At 48.7% G+C, this 14,911-nt stretch carries 17 protein-coding genes; 6 read left to right on the top strand and 11 right to left on the bottom strand.

The features are described from left to right. Positions 1-29 precede the first annotated feature (29 nt). Both EOO50_RS10360 and EOO50_RS10355 read left to right on the top strand, forming a co-directional pair. Positions 30-1,601 (top strand): FAD-dependent oxidoreductase, encoded by a 1,572-nt coding sequence (locus tag EOO50_RS10360; protein ID WP_290839854.1) that lies wholly within the window; start codon positions 30-32, stop codon positions 1,599-1,601. An 11-nt stretch (positions 1,602-1,612) separates the two neighbouring features. Then, the gene (locus tag EOO50_RS10355) at positions 1,613-2,362 is read left to right on the top strand and encodes an SDR family oxidoreductase (RefSeq protein ID WP_290839852.1); all 750 of its coding nucleotides are present in this window, start codon (positions 1,613-1,615) and stop codon (positions 2,360-2,362) included. 1 nt (position 2,363) lies between these two features. Here the strand turns inward: EOO50_RS10355 and EOO50_RS10350 are convergent, their stop codons facing one another. The 10 genes from EOO50_RS10350 to EOO50_RS10305 all read right to left on the bottom strand — a co-directional run bounded on the left by EOO50_RS10350 (position 2,364) and on the right by EOO50_RS10305 (position 11,302). Beyond that, a complete protein-coding gene (locus EOO50_RS10350; RefSeq protein WP_290839850.1) occupies positions 2,364-4,553 on the bottom strand; it encodes a hypothetical protein in 2,190 nt (729 codons plus the stop codon). Next, positions 4,553-5,047: a CinA family protein gene (locus EOO50_RS10345; protein WP_290839848.1), complete on the bottom strand. Its 495-nt coding sequence runs from the start codon at positions 5,045-5,047 to the stop codon at positions 4,553-4,555. The genes EOO50_RS10350 and EOO50_RS10345 overlap by 1 nt, the downstream gene beginning before the upstream one ends. Positions 5,048-5,053: 6 nt before the next feature. Then, positions 5,054-5,710 (bottom strand): DUF6766 family protein, encoded by a 657-nt coding sequence (locus tag EOO50_RS10340; protein WP_290839846.1) that lies wholly within the window; start codon positions 5,708-5,710, stop codon positions 5,054-5,056. Positions 5,711-6,000: 290 nt separating this feature from the next. Next, a complete protein-coding gene (locus EOO50_RS10335) occupies positions 6,001-6,249 on the bottom strand; it encodes a hypothetical protein (RefSeq protein WP_290839845.1) in 249 nt (82 codons plus the stop codon). A gap of 286 nt (positions 6,250-6,535) precedes the next feature. Continuing rightward, entirely contained in the window at positions 6,536-7,108 is a 573-nt protein-coding gene (locus EOO50_RS10330; RefSeq protein ID WP_290839844.1) for a ferritin-like domain-containing protein, read from the bottom strand. A gap of 15 nt (positions 7,109-7,123) precedes the next feature. Then, the gene (locus EOO50_RS10325) at positions 7,124-9,280 is read right to left on the bottom strand and encodes a catalase (protein ID WP_290839842.1); all 2,157 of its coding nucleotides are present in this window, start codon (positions 9,278-9,280) and stop codon (positions 7,124-7,126) included. Between the two features lie 150 nt (positions 9,281-9,430). Beyond that, positions 9,431-9,727 carry a hypothetical protein gene (locus EOO50_RS10320; RefSeq protein ID WP_290839840.1) on the bottom strand — a complete coding sequence of 99 codons (297 nt, stop codon included), beginning with the start codon at positions 9,725-9,727 and terminating at the stop codon, positions 9,431-9,433. A gap of 22 nt (positions 9,728-9,749) precedes the next feature. Continuing rightward, positions 9,750-9,950 carry a hypothetical protein gene (locus EOO50_RS10315; protein ID WP_290839838.1) on the bottom strand — a complete coding sequence of 67 codons (201 nt, stop codon included), beginning with the start codon at positions 9,948-9,950 and terminating at the stop codon, positions 9,750-9,752. 13 nt (positions 9,951-9,963) lie between these two features. Beyond that, positions 9,964-10,497, bottom strand: a complete 534-nt coding sequence (locus tag EOO50_RS10310; protein WP_290839836.1) for a hypothetical protein — start codon at positions 10,495-10,497, stop codon at positions 9,964-9,966. A 10-nt stretch (positions 10,498-10,507) separates the two neighbouring features. Then, positions 10,508-11,302 (bottom strand): SDR family oxidoreductase, encoded by a 795-nt coding sequence (locus tag EOO50_RS10305; RefSeq protein WP_290839834.1) that lies wholly within the window; start codon positions 11,300-11,302, stop codon positions 10,508-10,510. A gap of 219 nt (positions 11,303-11,521) precedes the next feature. On the opposite strand from EOO50_RS10305, the gene EOO50_RS10300 reads away from it, so the two are divergent. From EOO50_RS10300 to EOO50_RS10285, 4 genes are all read left to right on the top strand, one after another. Continuing rightward, on the top strand, positions 11,522-12,103 hold the full coding sequence (locus EOO50_RS10300) for an NAD(P)H-dependent oxidoreductase (RefSeq protein WP_290839830.1): 582 nt from the start codon (positions 11,522-11,524) through the stop codon (positions 12,101-12,103). 29 nt (positions 12,104-12,132) lie between these two features. Further along, on the top strand, positions 12,133-13,302 hold the full coding sequence (locus EOO50_RS10295; RefSeq protein WP_290839827.1) for a zinc-dependent alcohol dehydrogenase: 1,170 nt from the start codon (positions 12,133-12,135) through the stop codon (positions 13,300-13,302). A gap of 105 nt (positions 13,303-13,407) precedes the next feature. Beyond that, positions 13,408-13,827 (top strand): DUF1810 domain-containing protein, encoded by a 420-nt coding sequence (locus tag EOO50_RS10290; RefSeq protein WP_290839825.1) that lies wholly within the window; start codon positions 13,408-13,410, stop codon positions 13,825-13,827. A 94-nt stretch (positions 13,828-13,921) separates the two neighbouring features. Further along, positions 13,922-14,365 (top strand): hypothetical protein, encoded by a 444-nt coding sequence (locus tag EOO50_RS10285; RefSeq protein WP_290839823.1) that lies wholly within the window; start codon positions 13,922-13,924, stop codon positions 14,363-14,365. Positions 14,366-14,426: 61 nt separating this feature from the next. On the opposite strand, the gene EOO50_RS10280 is transcribed toward EOO50_RS10285, so the two are convergent. Further along, a complete protein-coding gene (locus EOO50_RS10280; protein WP_290839821.1) occupies positions 14,427-14,906 on the bottom strand; it encodes a DUF4385 family protein in 480 nt (159 codons plus the stop codon). Between the last annotated feature and the right edge of the window lie 5 nt (positions 14,907-14,911).

Below are 14,911 nucleotides of genomic sequence, written 5' to 3'. Positions count from 1 at the left end.
TTTAAAGGACGAACATAAAACATCAACCAATGTCCCAAAAAACACCTTTCGACAGCGACGTAACATCAGGCAGGAATTTATCGTACTGGAACCAATCGGCACCTTCGTTGTCTTTTTCCGGATTGACATCTGATCTAAATACAGATGTCCTGATTATCGGCGCCGGAATCTCAGGATTGACCGCCGCGTACTGTCTGCTCAAAGCCGGAAAAAATGTAGTCGTCGCTGAAGACGGAAATATCGCAAGCGGCGAAAGCGGCCGTACTACGGCACATCTGAGCTGCGCACTTGATGACCGATACCATGACCTCGAACGAATTTTCGGGAAAGAAAACAGCGCACTTGCGGCTCGAAGCCATAAAGAAGCTATTGCGTTCATCAAAGACCTTGTCAAGATGGAGAAAATCGATTGCAACTTCAAGGAAGTTGACGGTTATTTGTTCAGGCACGAAACCGATTCCGATCAAAACCTCGACAAGGAATTCGAGGCCACGACAAATGCCGGACTGCTAACCGAAATGACCAAGAAAGTGCCCGGAATCCAAACTGTTCCGGGCAATCGCGCCATCCGATTCCCCTTTCAGGCGCAATTCCACGCCACGAAATACTTGAACGGACTTGCAAATTCGATAATCGGGCTTGGCGGAAAAATCTACACCCAAACCAAAGTTACGGCGATACATTCAAAAGGAGCGACCGCTAACGATTTCGCTATCCACGCCAACCATATAATCGTGGCGACGAACAGCCCGATCAACGATATCGTAACGATGCATACAAAACAAGCGCCGTATCGGACGTATGCGATTGCGGGAAAGGTAGAAAAAGGTGCATTACCCTACGCACTGTGGTGGGATACGGGCGACCAGAAATCAAAATGGACAAGTTTTCCTTATCGATACATCCGTCTGGAACCGTTCGACGACGAATACGACCTGTTGATTTCAGGAGGTGAAGATCATAAAACCGGGCAAGCTGAAGCAGAATCCTTGTGCGAAGAAATGCGATATGCAAAATTGGAAAACTGGATGCGCGAGCATTTTCCGGCATTCAAAAATGTCGAATATCGTTGGTCGGGTCAAGTCATGGAACCCGTCGATTGTTTGGCGTTCATCGGAAAAAATCCCGGAGACGAAAACATTTACATCATCACGGGCGATTCAGGAAATGGGTTGACGCACGGTACAATTGGCGGACAACTCATCTGTGATATGATTTCGGGCAAGAAAAATCCGTATGAAAAACTGTACGATCCGTCGCGCATTTCGGTTTCTACCGCTAAGGATTTCCTGTCGGAACAAGGCAATGTCGCCAAACAATATCTGGATTGGCTTTCATTTGAAGACGGAAAGGGAACTGAAAAACTGCTCCCCGGTCAAGGTGCTATTGTGGGCAGCGCGCTCGCAAAGAAGGCCGTTTATCGCGATGACGACGGCAACCTCAACATTTTCAGTGCCATATGTCCGCACTTGGGCTGCATCGTGAAATGGAACAACGACGAAAAAAGCTTCGACTGCCCTTGCCACGGATCCAGATTTGACACGAACGGCGATGTACTCAACGGGCCGTCGATTTCGGGATTGAAGAAATTAGAACACTAACAAGCAACGATATGAAAAACTACAGCGAATATACGCCCCAGCAAATCGAGGGCAAACGCGTCCTGATAACGGGCGGAACAACGGGAATCGGGCGCGCCACGGCCGTGTTGCTGGCACAAATGAAAGCAAAGGTCTTTGTGTGCGGACGGCACCGGCAGGAATTGGACGACACCTTTGCCGACGCGGCCGAAGCGAACACGCCGATACAAGGATTGGTCGCCGACGTTTCCACAGAGCAGGGCATACAAAAACTATTCGAAGCTGCCGACGCTTCCCTGGGCGGACTCGACATCTTGATAAACAACGCCGCAGTCGCCTACCAAAGTATACTCGACGGGAATTTCGAGGATTGGCAATACGTAGTCAACACTAACCTGCTCGCGTATTTGGCGTGTGCGCGCGAGGCTGTCGACCGCATGAAAGAGTCGGGCGGACATATCGTAAACGTAGGTTCGATGAGTGCCGAAGTGCGCGAGAAAGGCAGCAGCGTGTATGTCGCAACCAAGTCGGGGATCGAGGGTTTCTCAGCAGCGTTGCGCAAGGAAGTGTCCGACATGAACATCAAGATTTCGCTCATAGAACCCGGCGCGACGGCGACCAATATGCAAGGAGACGACGCGCCTACGCTCACCAAAAAGACCGAAGATCTCGAAATGCTCACAGCCGACGACGTCGCGGTCAGCATCGCCTACACATTATGCCAGCCCAAACGGTGCAACGTCGTATTGTTGCAATTACGTCCACACAAACAGGAGATTTAAACTACCAACTGATCCGAACGGTAGTGTTTCCTGGAATCGCGAACTTCTTTTTGGATTTGCTTTCCACACTTTCGTATTTGCGATATTGCATCGATTCGATTGTCAATGTCGCGGCGACCTTGTGCGGAACGTGCATGAGCTCTACCGAGCATTGGAGCGATTCGCTGCCGACGATTGTAAACTTGAACGCGTTTTCACCGTTTCGTACGTGGGTTACGGGATAGTCCACAAAAATCATAAATCCCGCCTTGGTCTTGAAATACTGTCGCGGAACGACGGCGAACGGCAAACCCGAACCGTACACTTCCTGTCCTACTTTCCCGCTTTTGTGCCAGCCGTCCTGCATATCCTCGAGCGGCACGGCAAGATCTCTTTGGATTTCGCCGGTCTTGACGTCGGCTGAAATCATTGCGGCGGGCAGCATCGCGGGATAGTAATACGGCAATCGGGTAATCGCGTACTTGATGAACTCGGGGATTAGGATTTTGAGCGCGGGCATCAGGTCAACATCCTTCGCGCGGATCAGGTATTCCGACAGCGCGGCGTAGACTTCCAACTCCTCGTACGCCGCCGTGTAAGGTGCGTCGTTCAACGGGAAAACCGCAAAAAAATCGGGGATATTTTTTCCGAAGCCATACTTACAATCCCAAAGTCGCACATTCCTAAAGATTGCAGCGAGGCAACTGTAACTCAATTGCAGGTACTTCTTATCATTCGTCTCAAGATACAGATCGAGCAACACGCCCGCCGAGAATGCGGTGTTGTTCGCCTGATAGAAAATTCCGAAGCCGAGCCCTTCGAGTTTTTTGACGGCTTTCTTAGCCTCGTTGAGATATTTCTGCTCGCCCGAAAGCTTGTAGGCGAGCATCATCACATGCGCGTAAGAGCCCGCGACGTCGAACTCGCCGCCTTTTCCTGGTTTCGTTTCGGCTTTCAAGACTTCAAGCGTCGTCATTTTATAAAACACCGGCCATTCGTAGTCGAAATGATGTGCAACGCGGATTGCGAAGTCGATAGAATCGAAAAACAATTTCCCGTCTTCCTCTTTTCCTTTCAAACCCATGCGCGCGAGGTTCATAAGCGGATGGTGCAGATACCATGAATCCATGACCATGGCGCGCTTTTGTTCCTCGGAATTGTCGAGTTCATCCTCAAGCGCCGGATGCCATCGCACGATCGACTTCACGCGCTCGTCGTAAAAATGCTCCAGCCCCGAATTCAGGTCATCGAACAGTTGGTGGCTTTCGCCTTTCCATTCCAGATATTCCTGAAGCGGGAGTTTAACGGCTAACTGCACCATGATCTCCGACGGCGTCTTGTAATCGCCTACATATGCATTCAGGTACGGCACCCCAAAGGTCTGGGTCCAGCACCCCTTGTTGTGGAGCAAGTCGGCGGCAACCTTCTCGGCTATCTCGGGCCAATCGTGCGAAACGGTTTCGGGACGCGGCAGTAACAGATAAACCTTCGCAAGATAATCGAGAAACATACAAGTGGTTTGAATATCGTCGCGCGGCACGGATTCATCGAGTACGACAAACGCATCTGAAATTATGAATTCGACATCGGCGGGAATCGGTTGCTCCTTGTTCACGGGAAATTGAAATCCGATCTCAGGCCATTTGCCTCCGACCGAATCGAGTACGTCGGTCTTCGAAGTGTCGCAATACTCACCCATGGCCGTGAGGTTCTGCATATAGAAAACCGTAGCTTCCTTAGGTGTCGTCATACTAAAGAACATTTGTCCCGACCTACCGCCTTCCTGGTGCGCATGAATCGCGCCAGTGGTGTTCTCTATTCGACCGTTATCGGTAAGCGGTAAAATATCGCGAGGCCAGAACGGGATCAATATCGGGAACTTTACCGTGAATTTCGTCGTGTATCGGAATATCGGTTGCCCAGCATCCGGAAATTGGACTTCGATAGCATAGGCCGCAAGGCGCGTGTCAGCGTTGATCACGACATCTTGACAGCTATCGAGAAATTCCACATCATCAAAATTACTGTTCATGCCGAAAGCCAAACGAAACGCGAATCTCGCTGCACTCGGCCACGTTACCGTAACCCAAATAGAATCTCCTGTGTTGTAAAATTGAAAATCGTAACCGCCGACTTTTTTTTGATAAAGTACGTCGCTTCCGTCTATATCGTTTTGAGCGGTTGCAGCCCATGGCGTAACGGTCGTAATCATTATTTTTTCTTTTGGTGGGTTTTGATATTAGTGGTTATTAATTCAGCCGCTTTATCGATTGTTCGCAAAACGACTGCTTCTGCCTCACCGTCAAACCATTCTGAATGCGGCACCTCCCCGAAAGGTGTGATGATGTGAAGAAACATCGTGCCCACGGGCTTTTCTTCAGTCTCGCTTCCGCCCGGTGCCGTGAGTCCGGTCACTGCGACTACAATATCGGCATCTAACAATTTCTTTACTGATTTGGCCATGAGGGCCGTGATCTCGCTCGATTCGGGTGTGAATTTCTCAAAAAGCGCCCTCCGAATCTTCAAAATTCCTTCCTTGACGCACATGTCGTAACACGTCAACCCACCCAGCAGTATGTCTCCCGAATTCGGCGTCATCGCAAATTCGGCACACATTCGGCCCGCAGTCGCGCTTTCCGCGAATGCTATTTTAAATTTTTGGGCAGCCAACAATTTGCTGCAGTCGATTACTTGTTTTGAAGGCATATCGAATTATTCTCCGGTTTCAAAATTGGGTGCGTCGACGGGTTTTGATTGGGGCGAACCTTTCTGCCTAAGAAATATCGACAGTACGATGATCGCAAACACTGAAAGGAATTCGCTCTGCCAGTTCTGGAACGATTCGAACCAGAACCGTGAGTCTGAAATATAGTCGGACACGTTTTCAAGAGATTCGCCTTTAAGTGCCAATCGCACATTTTCATCTTTCAAACTGCCGTAAAAGTGAAGGCCGAACGCGGCTATGAAAAGCAGTGTGAGTGCGATGGTCAATGAATGGTTGTAGATTGAGAGCATCCATCCTCCTCTTTTGACGGGCCATGGCGCATTTTTTCGATTCGGCGAAGGCTCGCGATCAACTTCTTCTTGTTTGTCGAAGTCTTTCGATTCAGACGAGCCTTTTTGCTGAAGCACTATCGTGACCAATACGAATAATGCCATTTGCAGGAATTCGCTTTCCCAATTCTCAAACGTCGATTGCAGGAAATGTCCCGAGGTCAGGTACGAAACCAACGTGACTTTTTGGCCACCGTCTTCGATAAGTTCCTTGTTGTATTCCTCGAATCCGAACCATATCTGACCCAACATCGAAACCACGAAAGCCGACAAAAAGAAGAGCGACAATCCGTTATTTTTAAGTAGTTTTCTCATGGCGTTTCAACTTACCCAAATTTCGGAATTAACAAATGTTCATCGTTATATGATGTTTTTCAGTGGTTGTAAAATTTTTATTATGATATAATCTGTTACAAAATCCAACTAGTTATCATTCGGAATATTGTCAATCCAGTTCAAACATTCAGTCACCCACGAAAGCACCCTGCGATGCAAATCTGTGCTTCCCTTGTCGATTCGTCTGAGTACTGCGAGGCATTCGTGCGGTCAACGCGACGCAAAGCCTCAAATTTTTTCAAGTGTCGTTTACATGACAATCGCACGTCTTACTTATCAGGCGCAGTTCCCGTAGTGTGCGGTTTGACGTCACCCTTCGGGTTGCTGCTTTTAGTATCGATCGTGTCATTTTGGGAAATCGTAGCCGATTCCGTCCGCTTGGCGTGTGCCGGTTCCTGTGCGGGAACTGACGGGTTGCTTTCTTCATTTTCAGATGGGTCGACGTGCGTATATCTGCACGATGCGAGCGTAATTAGTGACAAAAGGCTCGCTCCGATAAGGATTTTTACATCTTTCATGACGGTATTCTTTAGTTAATATGATTTGTAAGTTCGTATCCTAAAGTTAAATACCAAACCAGCTTTTCGCATTGTAAGATTGAAGGAAGTGCGTGCATAATTTTTTAAGACGATAGCCGTTTACGTCGATTGAACTTATATCCGTGTTTCTTGGATAGTTGCTGTGACAACCAAACTCAAAATAAAAAGGTGCAACACATTTGGTGACAAAAATTTTTCGCAGAAAAGTTTGTCACAGCCTCCCGGTATAAAAAAAGCCCTTTAGTAAGGGCTTGTGAATTAAAATTTATTTTTTCGATAGCGGTTTATTCGCGGACCCCGATTCGAGCTCTTCAGCGGCATCGAAGTTAATCGCGTTGTAAGCTACATCGCTCAACAGCATATCGGCTTGTTTTTCTTCGGCCAATGTTTGCATCAGCAGTTTTGCGGCATCGTTCTCTCCCAACGTCTTCGCGAATGCGCAGAGCGTGCCATAGGTGGCAATCTCATAATGCTCGATTTTTTGTGAGGCCGAGATGATGCCCGCGTCGCGAACCGGTCCATAAGCGGTTTCCTCGAGGATGCCGTCGCCTTCCTTGACCAAACCAGCCATGGCCTCACATTTTTTCCCTTCGGCTTTTTCGCCAATCAGCTCGAACACCTTTTCGAGACGCGCTACTTGATTTTGGGTTTGCGTAAAATGGTCTTTTATGATTGAGGCCAAATTCGGCGAAGACGCATTGTCGGCCATTTTGGGCAACGCTTTAAGCAAGGCATTTTCAGCCCAGTAAATGTCTTTCAGGCTATCGACGAAAAGTGTTTTCAGTTCTTGCGCAGCATCTGCCGCCGCGGCTACTATTTTAGGATTTGAATTGTTCATAATCGTATTTTTAAATTAAAGAATTGCTTCGCGCTCCCAGATTCGGTGCGCGCCCATCGCTTCAGTGAAGCGTTGTGCGAATTGTGCCAGGTCGGGTTCGGTTTCGAGCAACAAGCCCGTATCATCGGCGTTTTCATTTTTAGAGGCGAATTTCGTGCCCGCAATCAGTTCGACGCCTTCAGATTCCGCGGCGATCACTTTACAATGCTTGTACGCATCTTCAATGAACTCCATCACATCTCCGTTTTCGGCTAGTTCTACCAATCCCGAACCGCCCGGAATGTATATCGCATCGAACAACACCGACGAAGAAGTCAGGAAACTGAAATCAACCGGAACCTGCCCGCCCTGGTCAGTCGTGATGAATCCCATATGAGGCGCAATGATACAACCTTTGGCATCCGCCTTCAAAAGCGCCAGCTTTACCGCGGCTACGCTTTCTTCGTTCGTTCCATCGGCGCAAAGGATCGCTACTTTCCTCGAAGCGATCGTGGGTGAAATCGTCGGGTTTTTGATCATGCTGAGTGCGTCCGAAGGGGCAAGCGATGTATCGACCGGCTTCGGCTCTTGTGCATTTGGATCACTGTCGGGCGAAACACCATGGTTCATAGGCGTCTCGGGTTTCGGCGGAACGGGTAATCCAAGGCCTTTCGCGACTTCCTGGGCGAGTGAATCATCGATCTGAGACAACAGTCCCAACATCCTGACGCGGATCGCAGTGGTCTTTACTTTTCCGAGTTCGAACCGCAACGCCCGAATGATGTGTTTTTGCTCCACCTCGGTCTGGCTGATGTAGAAAAGCCGCGCCTGGCTGAAATGATCCGAGAAACTCTCACTGCGCGAACGTACCTTCACGGCGTCGATGCGTTCATTGAAACTCGTGAAGCCGCCTTCGGCAACCATCGCCTGGTATGGACATCCGCCGCCAAGCGAATTGGGGTGATAACTCACGCGGCCCGTATTAATCTCGTGTCGTGCGATACCGTCGCGTTGGTTATTGTGCACGGGTGCGACGGGACGGTTGATCGGGATTTCGTGGAAATTCGGGCCGCCAAGCCTTGAAAGTTGTGTGTCGGTATACGAAAACAGACGTCCTTGTAATAGCGGGTCGTTCGTGAAATCGATTCCGGGAACGATATGTCCCGGATGAAACGCTATCTGTTCCGTCTCGGCAAAGAAATTATCGGGGTTGCGGTTCAGTACCATGCGTCCGACGATAGTTACGGGAACCAATTCTTCAGGAATCAACTTGGTCGGGTCGAGCAGGTCGAAATCGAAATTGTGTTCGTCGGCATCGGGTATGACCTGGACACCCAGTTCCCATTCAGGGAAATTCCCCGTGTCGATCGCCTCCCACAAATCCTCGCGGTGAAAGTCAGGATTCTTACCCGATATCTTTTGCGCTTCATCCCAAACAACGGCATGCGTGCCCAGTTTCGGTTTCCAATGGAATTTTACGAAATGAGATTCACCTTGGTCGTTGATCAACCTAAACGTATGGACGCCGAATCCTTCCATCATTCGGTAACTCCGTGGAATGGCGCGGTCACTCATGGTCCACATCACCATGTGCATCGATTCGGGCATCAATGAGATAAAGTCCCAAAATGTATCGTGGGCCGATGCCGCCTGTGGAATTTCATTGTGTGGCTCGGGTTTCACCGCGTGGATCAAGTCGGGGAACTTGGCCGCATCCTGTATGAAGAATACCGGAATGTTGTTCCCGACGAGGTCAAAATTTCCCTCCTGTGTATAGAATTTAACAGCGAATCCGCGTACGTCGCGAGCAAGATCGGTCGAGCCGCGCGAGCCTGCGACAGTTGAGAATCTCACGAACACAGGCGTCTTCTCGCGCGCCTGTTGCAGGAAATTGGCTTTCGTAAACTGCGGAATCGGGTTGGTCACTTCGAAAAATCCGTGGGCGCCTGAGCCGCGTGCATGTACGATCCTTTCAGGAATGCGTTCATGATCGAAGTGCGTGATTTTCTCGCGCATGATAAAATCTTCCAAAAGCGACGGACCACGTTCGCCGGCCTTGAGCCAATTGTTGTCGTCGTTGATACGAACGCCGTGATCAGTAGTCATGGCCTTTCCGTTAGCGTCGGATTTGTTGAGCGTCAGATCCTGCTGCTTGTCGTTCTGATGGTTTACTCGGGTATCTTGTTGTTTCATGATTTGTGCTGATTATTAACGGGTGAAGTAACAAAATGAATACACGTTTCGCGTTACACAATTTGAGCGCACTAGTGTACCTTTTTTTATCGGGTCAACCCGACTGTTATATTTATCGCAAAAAAATCCCGACACGGCCGGGGATTTGGATTACTTGGTTGGCGTTCCACCACTTCCTGTGGGAGTCGGAGATGATTTGGAAGTACTTGGAGTGGTCGTGCCGGGAGTAGTTGTTGGTTGCGAGCCTGTCGAGTTTGTCCTGCGATCTGTGCTGTTCGTAGAAGGTGTCGTCGTGGTCGAACCGGATTTCTTCTTATTCTTCGAAGACGTACTCTTCGATTTTTCCATTTTCGATTTCGAGGTTTTCGAAGTCGTTGTCGTATCGGTCTGGGCCGATGCGATTCCTACGCAAAGCAATGCGCTTAGCAAAAAGAAGGCTTTTTTCATGATCTTGATTTTTATGGTTTCATTACTTTTTAAGATTGTTGTTTGCCGAGCTGTCGGCAATAGTTTCACTTGATTTTGAAGCCGTCTTTCCGTCGCGCTTCTCATCGTCTTTCAATTCGTTGAACGGTCGGTCGAGCTTGCGGTCGTCCAAATCCTCGCGACCCATTTTCTGCTCGTCGGTGCTGAAATTCTTGCGGTCTTTGTTTACTTGTCGTGTTCCCATGATGTGATGTCGTTTATTCGGCTCTTTCAGTTGCTCCGCTGCCGTCGTCGAGATTATCGTCATCGCTTTCGAGGTCATCGCCAACATTTTCCGATTGTTCGCGTTTGTCGTCCTCATTGTAAGGTTGGTCCGTTTGGCGGCCCGGATTTTCAAGGTCGCGCTCTTTGTCGTCTCGTGTCATAGTATTTGGATTTAAATTAGAATTGTAATCGGTGTTTAAAACATGGAGCGTCGCGAGTGCCGTAAGCCCGAAGTGAAACGCGAGCGCGCTTTTGTCTTTCCTTATCATCCTGGCAGCGAACATTCCATATAAAATCGACAGATTGACTATGTCGAGTTTCTCATGCGTTTTGACCGAAATCAACCGCCGGAACCCGACGCCGTGGTCTGTTGTGCCGTTTATCGCGACCACGTTGCCTCCCATGATGTCGTAAAACGTCTTGGCTTTATGGTTCACGCCCATCAATCGTGGTAAAAAGAACAATGCTGCGGCAAATCCCCAATCGCAAAAGCCGTGTTGTCTTGCAGAAATAGGTTTGGAAGCCATTGTCATCACGTTATTTGTTATCGACAGGTTCCTGCTGTTTCTTCAATTGGTCGGCCAAAACGGTGTCGGGCGTTATGTTACCCATCGCGACCTGCACTTTATTTTTGAATCCTGAGATCAATTTATCTTTGCCCGCCATCAGCGCCTCGTATCCGTCTTTGGCCACATCGGCAGGATCGGCCATCGCGTCTTTATCCTGTATCGCCTTGCTTTGTTGCATATCGGCCTTGTTGAAGAAGTCGGTGTCGGTAACTCCCGGCAATAACGCCGTAACAGTAATGTCAGTGTCGGCGAGTTCTGATCGCAAGGCTTCGGTGAACGACAAAACGAATGCCTTCGTGCCGTGGTAAACCGCTTGCCACGGACCGGGAACCGTGCTGGCAATCGACGCAAGATTGAGTATTTTACCGCTGTTTCTCGCCGTCATCTCTTTTACGAAATGCTTCGTAAGGATTACGGTCGAAGCGATATTGAGGTCTATTATCGACAATTCACGTTCGATATCATTGTCCTTGAATAAGCCGTAAACGCCCTGGCCTGCATTGTTAACGAGCACATCGACTTGGATTCCGCTGCTTTTGATTTGTTCAATGACTTGCATCGCTTCGTCGCGGCTGAACAAATCTTTGGCGATCGTTACTACCTCGACTCCCATTGACTCAAATTCGCGTGCTTTCGCGTCAAGTTCGTCCTGGCTTCTTGCAATTATTATCAAATTGTATTTATCGTGGGCGAACAACTTTGCGAGTTCGTAACCTATTCCGCTCGTGGCACCCGTGATGAGTGCAAAATTCTTATCTGACATGGTTTTTCGATTTTAAGTTTCCGATCGTTTAACTAAGATTGAATTTACTTTTTATCGCATACTCGCGCTTTACACATAAAGTCAAAATCTTGCTACCATTTAAAACGGCCTATGTTAAAATCCTGTGCATTACTTTTATATCGTATAACGGTTTTGATAGTTCTTGTAAAAGAGTTGCCTTTCAGGAATGGTAATTTCACGATTCAATTTTTTCACACGATGAATGCAATTACACTTTTAGGCACGTTGAAACCCACAGGGAAATCGAATACGCTCACTTTGGTCGAGTTCCTAAATGGCTATCTGGAGAAGAAAGGAATCACGAATGAAATCGTCCGACTTGCCCAACATACAATCGGAACCGGAATTTATACGAAACTGCAAGAGCCTGACGACTGGCCCGGGATTTACAGCAAAATCCTCGACGCAGACATTATTTTATTCGCGACGCCAATCTGGTGGAACAGTCATTCCTCAGAACTGCAACGCATTATCGAGCGCCTTGACGAGGTCTACGACATCATCCAAAACGGCAAGCCATCTCCGCTCGAGGGCAAATTCGGCGGCATGATCATTACGGGCGACCGCGATGGTGCCGAACACATAACAGGAAATATTGCGAACTTCTTCTGTTCGTTGGGTGTGACCGTTCCCGCCTATTCTACTCTGGGCGTGCTTTGGGAAGGTCACGGCAAGAAAGAAAAGACGACGAAGGCGGAACTCCTTGATTATTACAAAAAAGAATATGCCAGGGACGCGCAATCGTTCGCATCGTCGATGGCGAAATTCTCACCCAAATAAAACTCATGTAACTTCTAATACAACACAATATGAAAGCAGCAGTCATTCATGGCCCGGGTTCTATCCAATACGACACGGTCGACGATCCGATCCTCAAAGAGCAGGACGACGTAATCATAAGAGTAACCTCGACCGCGATTTGCGGTTCCGACCTGCATATCTACTCGGGTGGAATCCCGCAACCGCGACCGATGGTCCTGGGACACGAATTCATGGGAATCGTTGAAGAAGTCGGCAGAGGAGTGACCAATCTCAAACGTGGCGACAGAGTCGTCGTGCCGTTTCCCATCGCCTGCGGGCATTGCTTTTTCTGCAACCACGAACTCCCCGGCCATTGCGAACACAGCAACCCCGAAAATTACGGCCCTGAAGGCGGCTTGCTCACCGAGAAAGGCGGCGCGCTGTTCGGATACACCGATCTATACGGCGGTTATGACGGCGGACAAGCGCAATATGTCAGAGTGCCGTATGCCAACTTCGGGCCTCGCGTCGTGCCCGAGAACCTTACCGACGAGCAAGTCTTATTCCTCACCGACATTTTCCCGACAGGCTATACGGGCGTGGATTGGGGCAACGTGAACGGCGGAGAAACCGTTGCGATTTTCGGTGCGGGACCTGTCGGGCTGATGGCCGCAAAAAGTGCCTGGTTACGAGGAGCGGGCCGCGTAATCGTGATCGACACGCTCCCCTACCGATTGGAGAAGGCAGGACTTACGACTCGAAGTGAAACGATCTTATGGGAAGACGGGCCCAAAGACGTCGTCGCCCAGATACGCGATATGACGCAAGGGCGCGGCGCCGATGTCTGCATCGATGCAGTCGGTTTTGAACCCGATCGGGGTTTGCTCGATCGCGCGAAAGCCGTCATCAATCTTGAAAAAGGTTCGGTAAAAGTTTTGGAAGCGTGTATGAGTGCCGTGCGCCGCGGCGGAATCGTTTCAGTTTTGGGCGTCTATCCGACGACGTACGACAATTTCCCCATCGGGCAATTCTTTGACAAAGGCCTGATCATAAAAGGCGGACAGGCTCCGGCCCAAAAGCATATCGACAAGTTATTGGAATATGTCGTGTCAGGCCAGGTCGAACTGGACGATATCATCACGCACCGATTGCCGCTTTCTCAGGTCGCGCATGGATATGACATTTTCAAAAAGAAAGAAGACGGATGCGTGAAAGTCGTGATGGATCCGTGGTTATAAGCTTATGCATCTAATATATTTGAAAGCCCGCCGCGACGGGCTTTCTTAGTTAATACGCAACTTATTATTTAAAAACTCGTATTTTTACCGCGCTAAAAAACTAAGATGCCACACCTCCAAAAATTCCTCGACGCCCAAAATCAACTTTATCTCACCGCCCTAAAAGAAATCAGATCCGGAAAAAAAGAATCGCACTGGATGTGGTTTATATTTCCACAAATCGATGGGCTTGGTAAAAGTGAGACGGCGCGTTTTTATGCGATAAAAAATCTTGAGGAAGCCCAGAAATATTACGCGCATCCCATTTTGGGCGATCACCTTGTTCAAGTATCGAGTGAGCTGTTGAGTTTGGACGGGCTATCGGCTGCCGACATCTTTGGTTACCCTGACGACCTAAAACTTCGATCGTCCATGACGCTTTTTGCAAACGTTCCGAATTCATCGAACGTTTTCCAGCAAGTCCTAGATAGGTATTTCGATGGGATGGCCGACATCAAAACGCTGGAGCTTTTGCGCGTCGTATAGTTCTCGCGGGAATCAAAACGTACAAAGTTCGATTCGTCCGATGTAAGGAATTTTAAACGGAATTGGAGGAAATTTGCCCACAAAGAATCTTGTGATGGAATTGCTGCACCTTATCGTCTCATCGTTCATCGGCACATGCGTCATGACGTCTTTCAGTTACATGATATCAGAATCATTCGGACAAATGTATCGCGAACCTGCCTTGCTGGGATATATCATACAACGGTTAAACATCACCGTTTCCGATCGCCTTAAAAACTTGTTGGGATGGGCGCTTCACTATGCAACGGGAATCATTTTTACGCTTTGCTTCCTGCCGATATGGATTTCCCAAGGCGTGACTGTTGCGAATACATTGATAATGGGCACATTTGCGGGAATCGCGGGCATTCTAAGTTGGATGGTCGCGTTTCGCCTCTCGCCTGAAAAGCCCAAGATTGACTATTTGGGATACTATGCCCAACTGTTCGTCGCTCACTTTTTGTTTACGGCCGGTGCTTCTTTCGCGTGGTCGGCTACACAATGCATGTTTGAATAACAATGTCGACTCATACATTGGATCGGTGTTCGATTCGACGATCGCCATGTGGTTTTTGATGTCAGCCATACCTGTGCTTCCAATCCATTTTTAACTTTGTGTATTTCTCGTCTGATTCCGCTTTTTGCCACGCGTCGTAAAAGATTGCTGCCGAGCGTGCCTTTTCGGGATCGCCTGTGCCGCGTTCCATCAAGGAATAATTCTCTTCTTTTTTATATTTTTTCCCTCCTTTGTAGTTTGCGTATCGGCGCGCGCGTGTAAAGCCCATCTGTAAATATTTCCGCGCCATATCCGCTCCGACGAAATCATCATTCGACAAATATTCATCGAACAGTTTTAGAATTTTTGTGCTGCTCCCGGTGGCGACAACGACATCCTTGAATCTCCAAAACTGCCCGATCTCAGATTTATACGGTTCGCAAATTAAAACACCCTGCTCGCCTTTTCCGACCTTGTACAATTCGGGATGCTCGCGATAGTTTACACCGGGTTTCCACGCATAATCGTCGTTGTTGAAATTTAAATAGCTGGGCTTGTCCACGTTTT

The sequence above is a fragment of the Flavobacterium sp. genome (assembly GCF_004211145.1).
Taxonomy (GTDB): Bacteria; Bacteroidota; Bacteroidia; order Flavobacteriales; family Flavobacteriaceae; genus Flavobacterium.
This window is presented reverse-complemented; position numbering and strand designations above follow the sequence as displayed.